This is a genomic window from Enterovirga aerilata, assembly GCF_013044135.1.
GTDB lineage: Bacteria > Pseudomonadota > Alphaproteobacteria > Rhizobiales > Beijerinckiaceae > Enterovirga > Enterovirga aerilata.
The window spans coordinates 493742-508845 of sequence record NZ_JABEPP010000004.1; the positions used below are offsets into that span (position 1 = coordinate 493742).

The following is a 15104-nucleotide window of genomic DNA, read 5'->3' on the forward strand; positions in this document are numbered from 1 at the left end:
TCCGGCCTATTGCCAGGATGGGATCCTAGTCGCGCAGCAACTCGTTGATCGAGGTCTTGGCGCGGGTGCCGGCATCGACGCGCTTCACGATCACCGCGCAGTAGAGCGACGGGCCGGCAGAGCCGTCCGGCAACGGCTTGCCGGGCTGGGAGCCGGCCACCACGACCGAGAAGGGCGGGACGCGGCCCTGGAAGACCTCGCCGGTATTGCGGTCGATGATCCTGGTCGAGGCCCCGATATAGACGCCCATCGAGAGAACCGAGCCTTCGCCGACGATCACGCCCTCGGCGACCTCGGCGCGGGCGCCGATGAAGCAATTGTCCTCGATGATGACCGGGTTCGCCTGGAGCGGCTCGAGCACGCCCGCGATGCCGGCCCCGCCGGAGATGTGGCAGTTCTTTCCGACCTGGGCGCAGGACCCGATCGTCGCCCAGGTATCGACCATCGTGCCCTCGTCCACATAGGCGCCCAGATTGACGAAGCTCGGCATGAGCACCACGCCCGGCGCGATGAAGGCGCCGCGCCGGACGGTGCAGTTCGGCACGGCGCGGAAACCGGCGCTCCGGAACCGCGCCTCGTCCCAGCCCTGGAACTTCGACGGCACCTTGTCGAACCAGGTCGCGCCGCCCGGCCCGCCCGGGATCGAGGCCATGTCGGTCAACCGGAAGGACAGGAGCACGGCCTTCTTCAGCCATTGATGGACGTGCCAGCCGCCGGGCGTCTTCTCGGCCACGCGCGCTTCTCCGGAATCGAGAAGCTCGAGCGCGTGTTCCACCGCCTCGCGCACCGCTCCCGTCGTGCCCGTCCCGACGGAGGCGCGGTCCTCCCAGGCGGCGTCGATGGTTCGGGCGAGGTCGGTCAAGCTCATTGCGTCGCTGTCTCGATGATGGGGCGGGCCCGCTTAGCAAGGGGCAGGGGGACTGTCATCACCGGCCGCCCGCTCCCCGGAACGGGTTCGGCGCGGCCGAGTTTGCCGCCAGAGGAGGAAGGACATGGCCGAAGGCAGCGGAGAGGACGCAAGGCGTTTCGACGAGGTCGATTCCACGGGCCCGAATGCACGCCCGCGGCACGACACGATCTCGCAGACGGGTCCGGGGATCCCGGACGACACCGGCGCGGCCGTGGAGGTGGGCCCGGAGGAGGAGAAGCGGATCGCCGATTCGATCAGGAACCTGCCCGGCAGCGGCAAGGGCGCCTGATCACATCCGGAAATCCTCGCCGAGATAGACCCGGCGGACATCCTCGTCGGCGACGATCTCCTCCGGCGTGCCCTCCGTGAGCACCCGGCCGGAATGGATGATGTAGGCGCGGTCCGTCAGCGCCAGCGTCTCGCGGACGTTGTGGTCGGTCACGAGCACGCCGATGCCGCGCGCGGTCAGGTGCCGGACGAGATCCTGGATGTCGCCGACCGCGATCGGGTCGATGCCCGCGAAGGGCTCGTCCAGAAGCATGAAGGAGGGCGAGGTTGCGAGCGCCCGGGCGATCTCGCAGCGCCGCCGCTCGCCCCCCGAGAGCGCGATGGAGGGCGACTTGCGAAGCCGTGCGATGTCGAACTCCTCCAGCAACTCCTCGAGGCGGTTCTCGCGCTCGCGCCGGTTCGGGATGGCGACCTCCAGGACGGCCCGGATATTGTCCTCGACGTTGAGGCCCCGGAAGATCGAGGCTTCCTGCGGCAGGTAGCCGATGCCGAGCCGGGCGCGGCGATACATCGGCAGCCGCGTGATGTCGTTGCCGTCGAGCGTGATGGTGCCGCGGTCGGCCGCGACGAGCCCGGTGATCATGTAGAAGATCGTCGTCTTGCCGGCCCCGTTCGGACCCAGGAGGCCGACGGCCTCGCCCTGCCGCACGACCAGCCCCGCATCCTGCACCACCGTACGCCCGCCATAGCTCTTCTGGAGGCCGCTCACGGACAGGATGCCGGGCCCGCTCCGGGCCTCGACATCGGCGAGGGGCGTCGCATAGGCGTCGAAGCGGGATCCGTCCGGCTCCGCTGCCGCACCCGGCGTCCGGACCCGAAGGCTGAGGGTGAATTTCACGCGATGTAGGTCCGGCAGCCGGAGCCTGGGATAGCTCCCCGCCCGGGCTCCCGCAATGTCCCGGCGCGGCCCGCCGCGCCCTGCTTCAGCGCTGCGGCCTCTGCCCCGTCTGGCCGGGATTGCTCTGGCTGCCGGGCACGATCAGGGCCCTGACGCGTCCGCCCTGTCCGCCGCCCTCGACGTTGGCGATGCCGGTATTCAGGTCGTAGGCGACGCGCTCGCCGCGCGTGACGTTCGGGCCGTCGCTGAGGGTCGCGTTGCCCACGAGCACGACCTTGTTGCGGACCCGGTCGAACTCGGCGTTGTCCCCGCTCGCCACCTGCGTCTTGGACACGATGGTGACCGGGCCCTTGCAGTTGATCTTCCGGATGGCACCGTCGCCGCCGAGCGGGTTCTGCTGCGCCTCGCGTCCGGCCTGGCCGGCGGCCGCTGCTCCGCGCCCGGCCTCGTAATAGACCGTGAGGAGCGAGCACTTCATCGTGGAATCGCCCTGGACCGCCACGACGTTGCCGGCGAAGACCGCCCGTCCCTCCTTGTCGAACACGTCCAGGCGGTCCGCGTCGATCCTGATCGGGTCCTTGTTCGAGCCGAGCTCGCCGAAGGCCGAGGGCCGCTTTCCGCCCGGCCGGGCCGGCGAGGACGCGGCCTGCGCGAGCTTCAGCTCCGCGCCGCCCCTCGGGGCGGCGAGGTCCGCGGCCGCGGGGAGCGACAGGGAGGTGAGTGCGGCGGCGAGCGCGAGACCGCGCATGGGCGAGGCTCCTGAAAATGTCGGGGCGGCGATCAGCGTGCGGGTTCCGCAGCCTGGGACATGCGGCCCACCTCGCCGGAGGTCGGTTCGGCCGGTTCGATCGCCGCGCGGCTGAACTGGGTCCTGACGCGGCCCTGGAACGAGATCGTGCGGCCGCCATCCGAGACCTCGACGCCTTCGGCCTCGATGGTTCCGTTCTGGGTGGTGATCCTGACCGGCTCGCGCGACACGACGGTGCCGCCCTTGATGTCGACGGAGGCCGAGCGCAGCAGCACCTCTTCCCCGCGGGTCGTGGTGATGCGGATGTCCTGCGACAGGTCGATGATCTCCTTGGCGGTGTCGAACAGGGCGCTGGCGGAGACGAGATTGGCGAAGGTGCCCGCCGCATCGGTCGCGAGCTTCGCGCTGACGTCCCTGAGCTCGACGAGGCCGGGTTTCCGCACGTCCTGGAACGCCGCCTTGGCGGTGACCTCGTAGGGCCGGTTGTCCTTGCGGAACCCGGTCAGGCGCGGGTTCTCCATCGCGATCTTGGTCCCGGACATCGACACGCCGCCCATGGACAGTCCGGCCATGTCGCCGAGCGGCCTGAACAGGGGCGCGGCGAGCACGAGCCCGCCCGCGACGAGCGCGCCCGCCGGGATCGCGATCTTGAGCAGCCGCACGCGCCCCGAATGGCGCCTCGCCTTGGCATAGGCTCCGGCCCGATCCGGGCCGCGGCGGCCGTCGCGTCTGAGCGCCGGCAGATAGCCAGTCACGGGCACATCCGAACGTCGAGGTGAAGCCTCATCCCTGCCCGCCCGCAATGGCGAAGTTATGGCCGCGGAGCCTGTCTGCGCCCGTTCGGGAACCTGCGTCAACTCTCCGGCATTCCGTCTAGCTATGGGCGAAGATGTCCGTCTCCGGCCAGCCGAGCAGATCGAGCCGCGCCCGGGTCGGGAGGAACGCGAAGCAGTTCTCCGCCAGTTCGGTCCGTCCTTCCCGCGCCAGCATCGCGTCGAGCCGTTCCTTCAGCGCGTGAAGATGAAGCACGTCCGAGGCCGCGTATTCGATCTGCGCCTGGCTGAGTTCGGGCGCCGCCCAGTCGGAGGATTGCTGTGCCTTCGACAGATCGATCCCGAGGAGTTCGCGGGTGAGATCCTTCAGGCCGTGCCGGTCGGTATAGGTGCGCACGAGCTTGGACGCGATCTTCGTGCAGTAGACCGGGCCCGGCATCACGCCCAGGCGGAGCGACAGCACCGCCAGGTCGAACCGGGCGAAGTGGAAGATCTTGAGCACGGATGGATCCGCGAGGACGCGGATCAGCACGGAGGGCGCTGGCCCGGCCGGCAGGATCTGCACGACATCCGCGTCGCCGTCGCCGCGCGAGATCTGGACGACGCAGAGCCGGTCGCGGTGGGGGTTGAGGCCGAGCGTCTCGGTGTCGATGGCGATCGCGGCGCCCGGCGCGTAATCGGCCGGAAGGTCGCCCCGGTGGTACCGGATGGTCATGCGGGCTGCGCTGGCGGGAAGGTCATCCCCGCCTGTAGCGCATGACCGCGGATGGTGGAACCGGTGCGGGCGCCCGTTACGACTGGCGGGCGACGATCCGCTCCTTGATGCCCTCGTAGACGCCGGACGGGATCACCTTCTTGCGCAGGAGCTCGTCCTTCCCCTTGTAGGGGCGCCCCTTGATGATCGCCTCCGCCCGGGCCGGCCCCACGCCGGGGAGCGCGTCGAGCTCCTCCTTCGAGGCATGGTTGATGTCGACCAGCGGCGCCCTCGCGGCCGGCTGCGCAGGGGCGGCGGTCGCGCCTGACGGGGCCGGCGGGGCCGCGGGAGCCGCGCCAGGCTGAGGGGCCTGCGCGAACACGGGTCCGGCTGCGAGTGCGGCGAGGATCGCCAGAGCTGCCAGTCTCGACCTCATCATGGTCTCTCTCCTTCGTTGCGCCGGGCGCTACGCCTCGCCGCTCGTCAGCCCAGGAAGCGTCGACGCGGTCTCTCCTCGGCCTCGTCCTCATCGGCGCCGGGATCGTCCGGTGCGCGCGGCACCGGGAACACGACCGGGGACGGCGTGGCCCCGCCGACGATGGCGGGCCCCGGCCGCCTGGCGCCGTCGTTCGCCTTCATGGGTTCGGCGGGGAGCGCGCCCGGTGGCGCCGGGCGGGGCGGGAGGGCCGTCACCTCGCCCTTGCTCTCGGGGGCGGGTTCGGCCGGCACCGTCTCGGCGGGCGCTTGCGTCGCCGGGGGGGCCGGCTCCGCCGGAGGGGGGCTCGCGGGTTCGATCCCGGCGGACGGTGCGGCTTCCGCTGCAGGCTCGGCCGGCGGAGCGGGCTCGGCCGGGTTAGGTGCGCTCAATGTCGGGAGGGCGGCAGGTTCCTGCTCGGCCTCGGCGAAGACGAGGGCGTCGCGTCCGGTGGGCCCGCCCAGCACCTCCGGTGGCGTGTCCCATACGAAGGCGTCGAGCCGCCCGCTCACGGGGGAGACCGGGGCCCAGCTCTCCGACACGATTCCGTCGGCGATCCAGGCCTTGTCGCGCGGCGCATGGGCCGCGCGCGCGAGCCATTCGCGGACGCGGCCGGTCGCCCCCTCCGCCTGCTCGATCTCGGCCATGGCGAGGCAGACCCGCACGGTCGGCCGCTCCTCGGCAAGCGGCCGGAGCGCGTCCCGGGCGCGGTCGAGCTGCCGCGCATCGATCGCGGCGCGGGCGATGGCGAGACGCGATTCGGGAGCCCAGCTCGACAGCTTGGCGAGGGTTTCGGCCCGGCGGAGCCGGTCCATGGCGGCGTCGCCCGGACGCAGATTGAGATAGACGGCCGCGAGGTCGGGATGCTGGATCTGCCGCCACGCGGTCTCGACCAGCTTGGCGGCCCGGCGCAGGTCGCCCTTGCGCGAGAGCTGGCGCGCCGCGAGCGCGACGGCGGGCACGAGGTCGGGTGCGAGCCGGACCGCCTCGAGCGCAGCATCCAGAGCGCGGTCGGGATCCTGCGCCTCCTTGGCCAGGGCGTCGGCCGCATGCAGGACGGCGCGCTGCCGGCGCGAGACCGTGCGGTCGACGAGGCCGAGCGAGGCCCGGCGCTCCACGTGCCGGAGCGCGGCCGCCCAGTTCCCCTCCGCCGAATACGCTTCCAGCACGGCATCGCTCGCCCAGGCGACGGCAGGCGCGAGCCGCGCCGCCTCCTCGGCATAGCCGCGCGCGGCCGCGAGGTCGCCGGAGCGCCGCGCCTCAATGAACAATCCGCGCAGGCCCAGGACGCGCGTTTCGGGAACCTCCGTCATCTCGCGGAAGGCGCTTTCGGCCGCGTCGCGGTTGCCGGCGGCCTGCGCGGCCTGGGCCTTGAGCAGCAGGGCGAGCGGCTGGTGGCCGAGAAGGCGCTCCGCCTCGTTTGCGTAGCGGCGCGCGGTTGTGACGTCCCCGGCTCCGACCGCGATGATGCCGCGCGACAGGGCGGTGAGGCCGCGCTCGCGCTTGCGCCGGCGCGAGCCCTCCCCGACGCGGCTTGGGATGCGCAGGACGGCGCGCACGATCGACCAGAGCAGCGCCAGCAGCATAGCCAGGACGACGATCGCGACCACGCCGACCGCGAGAGAGGTCGTGTATTCGCGGCCTGCCCAGGTGAATGAGATCGTCTCCGGGTTCTCGGCCAGCCATACGGCCCCGTAGGCCGCGACCGCGAAGAGGGCGAGGTACAGAAGAACGCGCCACATGCGATGTGATCCTGGTCAGCGGGACGGCGCGTCGAGCGCCGCCAGCGATTCGGCGCCGAGCTTCTGGGCTGCGGCATCGGCCGCGATCCGGGCCTTCAGGCGGGCGCCCCATTCTGCAGAGATGCGCTTCGGCTCCTCGGGCAGCGAATCCCAGGCTGCCGCCGCCTCCGGCAGGGCCCCGCGTGCGAGGGCCGCTTCGATGCGGCCGACGAGGCCCGGCACGTCGCGCCCGCTCCCGTCGCCGACGGCCCGCACCGTCACGATCTTGTCCGCAACCCGCCGGAGCCGGTCGGTGATCGAGCCGGCAGGCCCCTGGGGCTCGGCCGTGATCTTCTCGGCAAGCGGCTTGAACTCGGCCGCGAGCATCGCGGCGCTCGGCGCCGGCTGGGCTTCATAGGGGCGCAGCGGATCGAGCGCCGGGCCGGAAACGCCGAGGCGCTCCAGCGCGGAGAGGGCCGGGCCGAGCGGCACGCCGCCCCGCAGGTTCTGCCCGATCTGGCCGGCGACGACGGTCCGCAGCCCGGCCTGCAGGAGAGACGGCGGCAGCTTCGCGACCTCGGCCGAGAGCTTCTCGATCGCTTCGCCGTTCGCCTGGACGCGCTGGTTCAGCCCGGTCGTCCCCGCCTGAAGCGCGCCGAGCGCCGCGACGGTCGCGCGGTTGCGCTCCTCGGCCTGGTTCTGCGCCGTCTGGATCGCGGCCCGCAACTCGTCGATCGCGGCCGCCGGGGCGGCCTGTGCGATCCGGCCTTCCAGGCCGTCGAGCCGGGTCGCAAGCCGCTCCAGGCCCTCGCGGATCGCCGGATCGGGCTGCGGCGGTGCGGCGGGGGAGGGCGTCGAGGCGTCCGGAGCGGGGCGGCTCGCAAGCTCGGCCACCTGCCTCTGGCTCGTCTCGGCGGCGCTGCGCGCGGCCGCCGCCGCTTCCGAGAGGCTGCGCGCCTGGGTCTCGAGCGCCGCGATCCGGCGCTCCAGGGCTTCGTTGGCAGGCTGCGGAACGCTGGGCACCGGCGCCGCCGGGCGGGGCCGCGTCTCGAGCGCCGAAAGGCGGCTCTCGAAATCGGCCGGCGGCTGGCGCCAGTAGATGTCCGCACCGACCGCGAAGGCGGCGCCGACCACGCCGCCCATGAGGCTCGCCGCGATGAGGCCGCTCATCCCGCCCTTCTCCCGCGCAGGCTCGCGCTTGGGCACGGGCGGAACGGATGCGGCGGGACTCGGCCCGGGCGGCGGGGCGGCGTCGCTTGCGGCAGAACTGCCCGCGGCAGGCCTGCCGTTCGGGATCTCCTCGTCGGGCGTGGGCCGCACAACGGCCGCGGCCTCCGGCTCGCCGGCGCGGGCGCCGTCCAGCCCGGTGGCGGCCACCGGCTCGATGGCCGTCTGCGGCTCGTCTCCGTGCTCCCCGGCAGGAGCCGGCTCCGCGGCCGGAGTCGCGGACGAGAACTCGTCCTTGGCCAAGTCGATCACCGGCGGTTCGCGGCGGTAAGGATCGTTCGGTCGCGATCCCTTCGGTCGGTCCTTCATCGCGGGCGGGGTCCCAGTGCTGTCCGGCAATCAAAGCTTGGCGGATTGGTTCCGTCCTTAGCACTCCGATTGTGGCGGCCGCGAGCCCGGGCCCGCCCCGACCTTCGCCAGGAGCCGAAGAAGGGCGGTCTCGTCCGGCTTGGGGGCGATGAGGAGCTTCAGGCCCGCCAGGGAGGCCAGCCCCGCGGCGACGTCGGCGGACATGCAGACGTGGTGCGTTCCCGCGATCGCTTCACCGAGCCCGGCATGGCGGGCGAGCCGGGCGAACAATTCGGCGCTTCGGCGGGAATAGTGCAGCACCGCGTCCACCCGCCCGTCCCGCAACGCCTCGGCAGCGGGGACGGGGAGCCCGGCCGCAGGCCGCGCCTCGTAGCATGCCCAGGTCGCAACGTCGTAGCCCGCGGCGGCGAGCGAACCGCCCGGCTCAGGCTTCCGGTCCCGCCCGGCGGCGTGGAGCAGCCTCGCCCCGCGCGGCGTTGTGCCCAGGACGAAATCGACCAGCGCGCGGCTGTCGCCCCCCGCTTCCGCGACATTCCCGAAACCGGCCGCGCGGGCGCGTTCGGCGGTGCGCCGGCCGACCGCAACGATCGCGGCGCCGGCGAAACGATCCCGTTCGCCTGCGAGCGCGGGCAGCGCGTTCGCGCTCGTGACGAGAACCGCATCGAAGCGGCCTTCGGGTGGCGCCTCGGTCACGGGAACGACGTCGAGCACCGGCGCGAGGAGCGCATCGTGTCCCATCAGGGCGAGCCGGCGCGCGGTCGCCTCACCCTGGTCCCGCGGTCGGGTGACCAGGACCAGCATCGTTCAAGCCTGCAGCATGCCGCCCGGGAGCCGCGCCTTGATGTCGTGGCCGGCCCGCATGCCGATCTCCGCTGCGTCCCGCGCCTGGCCCTCGCTCGCGATCTCGACGGCGTCCGTCCCGTCGGGCCTGAGAACCAGGCCGCGGAACCGGACGGTTTCGCCCGAAATCCGGGCATGACCCGCGATCGGCGTCCGGCACGATCCGTCGAGCACGGCCAGGAAGGCACGCTCTAGCGTGAGCGACGCCTCGGTCTCGGCGTGGCTGATGCGGCCCACCGCCTCGCGCAGCCTCGCATCCTCCGCGCGCGTCGTGACCGCGATGGCGCCCTGGCCGACGGCCGGCAGCATCTCGTCGGTCGAGAAGATCCGGGTCGCGTGGCTTTCCATGCCGAGCCGCTTGAGCCCGGCGAGCGCGAGCAGCGTCGCGCCTGCCTCGCCGCGCTCCAGCTTCTGCAGCCGTGTCCCGACATTGCCGCGCAGGAGCGCCACCTTCAGGTCCGGCCGTGCGCGCAGGACCTGCGCCTGACGGCGCGGCGAAGCCGTGCCCACGACGGTGCCGGCCGGAAGGGTCGCGAGGCTGCCCGCCAGCGGCGAGATGAACACGTCCCGCACGTCCTCGCGCGGGAGATAGCCCGCGATGACGAGGCCCTCCGGCAGGAAGGTCGGCAGGTCCTTGGCGGAATGGACCGCGAGATCGATGCGGCCGTCGAGGAGCGCGGCGTCGAGCTCCTTGGTGAACAAGCCCTTGCCGCCGGCCTCGGCGAGGGCCCGGTCCTGGATCACGTCCCCGGTCGTCGTGAAAGGCCGCAGGGTGAGGCGGGCGATGTCCCAACCCAGCGCGGCCGCCAGTCGGGCCTGGGCCTCCTTCGCCTGCGCCATCGCGAGGGGAGAGCCGCGCGTGCCGATGACGATGGGCGGGGTAGCGGGCAAGGACAGGTCTCCGGCTGCCGCTTTGCCTCGCGCGGCGCTCCCGCGTTATAGGCCCGCATCAGCCGTCGCGCGAGGCGCGATACCTCTTCTCTTCGTGCGGACCTCACGCCTTCCATGCTTGTTCTCGGGCTCGAGACCACCTGCGACGAGACGGCCGCCGCGGTTGTGTCGCTCGGCGCCGACGGGCGCGGCGTCATCCTGTCGAACGAGGTCTTCAGCCAGATCGCCCAGCATTCCGCCTATGGCGGGGTGGTGCCGGAGATCGCGGCCAGGGCCCATGCCGAGGTGATCGACCGTCTCACCGCGCGCGCCCTGTCGGCGGCGGGCGTTGGGTTCTCCGATCTCCACGGCATCGCGGCCGCGGCCGGGCCGGGCCTGATCGGCGGCGTGCTGGTCGGGCTGACGACCGCCAAGACGCTTGCGCTCGTGACCCAGAAGCCGCTCATTGCCGTGAACCACCTCGAGGGCCACGCGCTCACGCCGCGGCTCACGGACGGCATCGCCTTTCCGTACCTGCTCTTCCTCGCCTCGGGCGGGCATACGCAGCTCGTGGCCGTGCGGGGCGTCGGCGAGTACCTGCGGCTCGGCACGACGGTGGACGACGCCATGGGGGAGGCCTTCGACAAGGTGGCGAAGCTCCTCGGCCTGCCCTATCCGGGCGGCCCGCAGGTCGAGCGCGAGGCCCAGAACGGCGACCCTGACCGCTTCCCGCTGCCCCGGCCGATGCTCGGGCGGGAGAAGCCCGACTTCTCCCTCTCCGGCCTGAAGACGGCGCTGCGGCTCGAGGCCGAGCGCGTCGCGCCGCTGAACGCCGCCGATGTGGCCGACCTGTGCGCGTCCTTCCAGGCAGCCGTCGTCGACGTCGTGGTGGACCGGACCCGGGTCGGGCTGAAGCTCTTCCGCGAGGCGGTCGGACACCCGACGGCCCTGGTGGCGGCCGGCGGCGTCGCGGCGAACGGCGCGATCCGGCGAGCGCTCTCGCGTCTGGCCGGCGAGGCGGGGCTGAGGCTCGTCGCGCCCCCGATCGAGCTCTGCGGCGACAACGGCGCCATGATCGCCTGGGCCGGGATCGAGCGGCTGCGTCTCGGGCTGAGCGACGACATGACCGCGCCCGCCCGGGCGCGCTGGCCGCTCGGAGCTCCCGACCCGGCTCCCGTCACCGTGTAGCAGCCACGCGTGGGCGCGCTCCGTACCATCGGCGTCATCGGCGGCGGAGCCTGGGGCACGGCGCTCGCCAATGCGGCTGCCGCCTCGGGCAAGGCGGTGGCGCTCTGGATGCGCGATCCGGAAGCCGCCGCCGCCGCCGAGCTCTCGCGCACGAACGAGCGATACCTCCCCGGCGTGCGGCTCCTCGACGCGATCGGCGTCACCTCGCGGCCGCAGACGCTCGCCCTGGCCGAGACCGTGCTGCTCGTCGTGCCGACGCAGAATATCCGCAGCGCGCTCGCGGGCTTCGCCGGCCTGCTGCCCCCGGAGACGCCGCTCGTGCTCTGCGCCAAGGGTATCGAGCGCGGAACGAACCTGTTTCCGAGCGAGATCGTGCGCGAGCTCCGGCCCGAGGCGCCGGTCGCGGTCCTGTCCGGCCCGAGCTTCGCGGCGGATGTCGCGCGCGGCCTGCCGACCGCCGTCGCGCTCGCATCCGGGGACGAGGAACTCGCCCGCCGGCTCGCGGCCGACCTCTCGGGACCGGCGCTCCGTGTCTATCACGGCTCTGACATGCGCGGCGTCGAGATCGGCGGCGCGGCCAAGAACGTGCTCGCCATCGCGGTCGGGATCGTGCAGGGACGGCGGCTCGGCGAAAGCGCCAAGGCCGCCCTCACCGCCCGCGGCTTCGCCGAGCTGCTCCGCTTCGCGGAGGCCTTCGGCGGCCGGCCGCACACCCTGATGGGGCTCTCGGGGCTCGGCGACCTCGTGCTCACCTGCGGCTCGGCGCAGTCGCGCAACTTCTCGCTCGGGCTGCGGATCGGCGCCGGGACACCCGCTCGCGACGCGACGGGCGGCAAGCTCGCGGAAGGAGCCTTCACGGCCGACGCGCTGGTCGACCTCGCCCGCAGCAGGAGCGTCGAGATGCCGATCTCCGAAGCCGTCGCGGCGGTTCTCGCCGGCACGCGCAGCGTCGACGAGGCCGTGGACGGCCTGATGGCGCGGCCGCTCAAGGCCGAGTAGAGGCGGCGGTGGCTTACGAGGAGGGTGGCGGATGGCACATTGGCTCTTCAAGTCGGAGCCTTCGTCCTGGTCCTGGGACGAGCAGGTCGCGGCCGGCGAGGCCGGGACGGCCTGGACGGGGGTGCGCAACCACCTGGCCAGGAAGCACCTGCAGGCCATGAGGCTCGGCGACCAGGGCTTCTTCTACCATTCGAACGAGGGCAAGGCGGTAGTCGGGATTGTGGAGGTGATCCGCGAGTACTACCCGGACCATACGGACCCGACCGGCCGCTTCGGCATGGTGGACCTGAAGGCGGTCGAGCCGATGCCCGAGCCGGTGACTCTCGAGGCCATCAAGGCGCAGCCCGAGCTCGCCGACATGGTGCTGATCAGGAATTCACGGCTCTCCGTGCAGCCGGTCACGGACGAGGAATGGCGGATCGTCCGCCGTCTCGGCGGGCTCTGAGCGGAGCGCGCCCGCAATCCAGTCCCGCCACAGGAGGACCAGGGCCGCCATGATGGCCGGCCCGAGGAAGAGGCCGAGCAGGCCCCAGGTCTCCACCCCGCCGAGGATCCCGAGCAGGACCCACAGGAAGGGCAGCCTGGTCGCGCCGCCGATCAGGACGGGGCGGACGAAGTGGTCCGCCACGAAGACGACCACGAAGCCGAACGCAACGACGGCGGCCGCGGCCGTCGCGGAACCGGCCGCGAGCAGCAGGATCCCGGCCACGCAGAAGACCACGGGAGCGCCGAACGGGATCATGGCCGCGATCGCCGTCGCGGCCCCGAACAGGGTCGGGTGCGGCAGCCCGGCCAGGAGATAGGCGATCCACATCAGGAAGCCTTCGCCCAGCCCGACGAGAACGAGGCCGTCCACCGTGCCGTGCACGGACGCGATCGCCTGCCGGCCGATCCGCTCCCCGTGCGGGCCGAAGGCGCGGTGGCTCGCGGCCAGCATCTGCCCCGCCAGGCGCTCGCCGTCGCGATAGAGGAAGAAGAGCGCGAGCAGCGTGAAGCCGAACACGACGCTGCGGTGGACGAGCTGTCCCCCGAGCTGGCGCGTGTAGCCGTAGAGCGAGCCGTGGTTGAGCCGGCCCAGGAACTCGGAATATCCGGCCGGGTCGGCGAGCGTGTCGCGCCACCATGCGGCCGCCTGGCCGCCGATCGCCGGGAGCCCCGGAAGCCATGCCGGCACCGCGATCCCGTGCCGGCGCGCCTCCTCCATGGCCGCGTAGAGGATCCGTGCCTCGCGTGCGATCTCCACGCCCGCGATGCCCAGCGGCACCAGCACGACGAGCGCGACGGCCGTCGTGAACAGGGCAGGAAGAACGAGGTCGTGCCGGCCGGCGGGCCAGCGCGCCCTGGCCCGCCGGTAGAGCGGCCAAGTGGCGATGACCAGGATCGCGGCCCAGACCAGCGCCGGCAGGAAGGCCTTCACCGTCCAGAGCCCGATGAGGACGAGGGCGAGGGCGAGCGCAAGCCGCGCCCTCGCCTGGAAGCCGGGCCGCTCGGCCCGGCGGTCCTCGTCGGAGGCAGGCTCGTCTGTCGTCATGGTCGGGTCGGAGCTCGCCGCGGCGGCGGGCAACCTGCCCGAAGGGCCGGCCTGCGGCAATGCGGTGCCGTTCGGGCGAGCATTGGGCACCCCACCCATGTATGTAGCGCGCACCGGCACCGGGCCCGCCGCAATGCCCAGGAGATCAGGAATGCAGGAACGCCGCCCCGTCATGCTCGCCATCCTCGACGGATGGGGCTGGCGCGAGGAACGTGCTGACAACGCCGTGCTCCAGGCGAGGACGCCGAGCTTCGACCGTCTCTGGGCCGAAGGCCCCCATGCCTTCCTGCGCACCTCGGGCCGCGATGTCGGGCTGCCCGAAGGCCAGATGGGCAATTCGGAGGTCGGGCACCTGAATATCGGGGCGGGCCGGGTCGTCATGCAGGATCTGCCGCGGATCGGTGCCGCGATCGCGGACGGCAGCCTGGCAGGGAGCCAGGAACTCGCGGGCTTCATCGCCAGGCTGAAGGCGAGCGGCGGCGCCTGCCACCTCATGGGGCTCGTGTCGCCGGGCGGCGTCCACTCGCACCAGGACCACGGGGCGGCGCTCGCCCGCATGGTGGCGGAGGCCGGCGTGAAGGTGTTCGTCCATGCCTGGACGGATGGGCGCGACACCCCGCCACGATCGGCCGGCGACGATCTCGCGCGACTCGCATCGGCGCTGCCTCCCGGCGCGACGGTCGCGACCGTCTGCGGGCGCTACTACGCCATGGACCGCGACAGGCGCTGGGAGCGCGTCTCCAAGGCCTATGCCGCCGTGGCGGATGGGGAGGGGCCCCGCGCCCTGGATGCGGCCTCCGTGATCCGCGAGAGCTACGCCCGGGACGTCACGGACGAATTCGTGGTGCCCACCGTGATCGGCGATTATGCGGGCATGAGGGACGGCGACGGGCTCATGTGCTTCAACTTCCGGGCCGACCGCGTCCGCGAGATCCTGGACGCGCTGCTCGATCCCGCCTTTGCCGGCTTCCCGCGCAGGCGGACGATCCGGTTCGCGGCGGCGGCCGGCATGACGCAGTACTCCGCGGAGCTCGACCGTTATCTCACGACTCTCTTCCCGCCCCAGGATCTGAGAAACGTGCTTGGCGCCGTGGTCGCGCAGGCGGGCCGCACCCAGCTCCGCATGGCCGAGACGGAGAAGTACCCGCACGTCACCTACTTCCTCAACGGCGGCGAGGAGACGCCCTTCCCGGGCGAGGAGCGCATCATGGTGCCCTCGCCGAAGGTGGCGACCTACGACCTGCAGCCCGAGATGTCCGCCCCCGAGCTGACCGACAGGGCCGTGGAGGCGATCCGGTCGGGCAGGTTCGACCTCATCGTCCTGAACTACGCCAATGCCGACATGGTCGGCCATACGGGCAGCCTGCCGGCTGCGACGAAGGCCGTCGAGGCCGTCGATGCGGGGCTCGGCCGCATCGCGGATGCGGTGCTCGCGGCGGGCGGCGCACTCCTCGTCACGGCCGACCACGGCAATGCCGAGATGATGCGCGACCCGGTCACGGGCGGGCCGCACACCGCCCACACCACCAATCCCGTGCCGGTCCTCCTCGCGGGCGTGAACGGGGCGAGGCTCCGTGACGGCCGACTGGCCGATCTTGCGCCGACGCTTCTGCAGCTGATGGGTCTGGAGCAGCCCGCCGAGATGACGGGCCGATCGCTTCTCGGCTGAGGCGGACGGGTTCCGTCAACCGTA

The 15104-nt window shown here is 72.5% G+C and carries 16 protein-coding genes; 5 read left to right on the forward strand and 11 right to left on the reverse strand.

Annotation, left to right across the window (positions count from 1 at the left end; all coding sequences use genetic code 11):
- Window positions 1-25: 25 nt before the first annotated feature.
- Window positions 26-868, reverse strand: coding sequence for a 2,3,4,5-tetrahydropyridine-2,6-dicarboxylate N-succinyltransferase (gene dapD / locus HJG44_RS16390; protein WP_171219403.1), 843 nt, complete (start codon window positions 866-868; stop codon window positions 26-28).
- Between the two features lie 124 nt (window positions 869-992).
- On the opposite strand from dapD, the gene HJG44_RS16395 reads away from it, so the two are divergent.
- Window positions 993-1199: a hypothetical protein gene (locus HJG44_RS16395; protein ID WP_171219404.1), complete on the forward strand. Its 207-nt coding sequence runs from the start codon at window positions 993-995 to the stop codon at window positions 1197-1199.
- Here HJG44_RS16395 and lptB read toward each other — a convergent pair whose 3' ends face one another.
- The 9 genes from lptB to hemC form a co-directional block, all read right to left on the reverse strand.
- The gene (gene lptB, locus HJG44_RS16400) at window positions 1200-2036 is read right to left on the reverse strand and encodes an LPS export ABC transporter ATP-binding protein (protein WP_171219405.1); all 837 of its coding nucleotides are present in this window, start codon (window positions 2034-2036) and stop codon (window positions 1200-1202) included. It abuts the gene before it with no gap.
- Between the two features lie 85 nt (window positions 2037-2121).
- Entirely contained in the window at window positions 2122-2784 is a 663-nt protein-coding gene (locus HJG44_RS16405; RefSeq protein ID WP_171219406.1) for an LptA/OstA family protein, read from the reverse strand.
- Window positions 2785-2816: 32 nt separating this feature from the next.
- Window positions 2817-3539, reverse strand: a complete 723-nt coding sequence (gene lptC / locus HJG44_RS16410; RefSeq protein WP_171219407.1) for an LPS export ABC transporter periplasmic protein LptC — start codon at window positions 3537-3539, stop codon at window positions 2817-2819.
- 118 nt (window positions 3540-3657) lie between these two features.
- Window positions 3658-4272 (reverse strand): ribonuclease D, encoded by a 615-nt coding sequence (locus tag HJG44_RS16415; RefSeq protein WP_171219408.1) that lies wholly within the window; start codon window positions 4270-4272, stop codon window positions 3658-3660.
- Between the two features lie 76 nt (window positions 4273-4348).
- A complete protein-coding gene (locus HJG44_RS16420) occupies window positions 4349-4690 on the reverse strand; it encodes a ComEA family DNA-binding protein (protein ID WP_171219409.1) in 342 nt (113 codons plus the stop codon).
- A 44-nt stretch (window positions 4691-4734) separates the two neighbouring features.
- Window positions 4735-6468 (reverse strand): heme biosynthesis protein HemY, encoded by a 1734-nt coding sequence (locus tag HJG44_RS16425; RefSeq protein ID WP_171219410.1) that lies wholly within the window; start codon window positions 6466-6468, stop codon window positions 4735-4737.
- Window positions 6469-6483: 15 nt separating this feature from the next.
- The gene (locus HJG44_RS16430) at window positions 6484-7926 is read right to left on the reverse strand and encodes a COG4223 family protein (protein WP_171219411.1); all 1443 of its coding nucleotides are present in this window, start codon (window positions 7924-7926) and stop codon (window positions 6484-6486) included.
- Window positions 7927-8040: 114 nt separating this feature from the next.
- Window positions 8041-8784 (reverse strand): uroporphyrinogen-III synthase, encoded by a 744-nt coding sequence (locus HJG44_RS16435; protein WP_171219412.1) that lies wholly within the window; start codon window positions 8782-8784, stop codon window positions 8041-8043.
- Window positions 8785-8787: 3 nt separating this feature from the next.
- Window positions 8788-9720, reverse strand: a complete 933-nt coding sequence (gene hemC, locus HJG44_RS16440; protein WP_430395074.1) for a hydroxymethylbilane synthase — start codon at window positions 9718-9720, stop codon at window positions 8788-8790.
- 108 nt (window positions 9721-9828) lie between these two features.
- Here hemC and tsaD point away from each other — a divergent pair, with 108 nt between their 5' ends.
- From tsaD to HJG44_RS16455, 3 genes are read left to right on the forward strand one after another with little or no spacing between them, the layout of a single operon-like run.
- A complete protein-coding gene (gene tsaD, locus HJG44_RS16445) occupies window positions 9829-10881 on the forward strand; it encodes a tRNA (adenosine(37)-N6)-threonylcarbamoyltransferase complex transferase subunit TsaD (protein ID WP_171219414.1) in 1053 nt (350 codons plus the stop codon).
- Between the two features lie 9 nt (window positions 10882-10890).
- Window positions 10891-11880 carry an NAD(P)H-dependent glycerol-3-phosphate dehydrogenase gene (locus tag HJG44_RS16450; protein WP_171219415.1) on the forward strand — a complete coding sequence of 330 codons (990 nt, stop codon included), beginning with the start codon at window positions 10891-10893 and terminating at the stop codon, window positions 11878-11880.
- Between the two features lie 31 nt (window positions 11881-11911).
- Entirely contained in the window at window positions 11912-12325 is a 414-nt protein-coding gene (locus HJG44_RS16455) for an EVE domain-containing protein (RefSeq protein WP_171219416.1), read from the forward strand.
- Here the strand turns inward: HJG44_RS16455 and HJG44_RS16460 are convergent.
- Window positions 12257-13411: an AI-2E family transporter gene (locus HJG44_RS16460; protein ID WP_171219417.1), complete on the reverse strand. Its 1155-nt coding sequence runs from the start codon at window positions 13409-13411 to the stop codon at window positions 12257-12259. The two genes, HJG44_RS16455 and HJG44_RS16460, sit on opposite strands and share 69 nt — an antisense overlap.
- Before the next feature lie 151 nt (window positions 13412-13562).
- Between HJG44_RS16460 and gpmI the strand changes: the two genes are divergently transcribed.
- A complete protein-coding gene (gpmI, locus tag HJG44_RS16465; RefSeq protein WP_171219418.1) occupies window positions 13563-15080 on the forward strand; it encodes a 2,3-bisphosphoglycerate-independent phosphoglycerate mutase in 1518 nt (505 codons plus the stop codon).
- The last annotated feature ends 24 nt before the right edge of the window (window positions 15081-15104 follow it).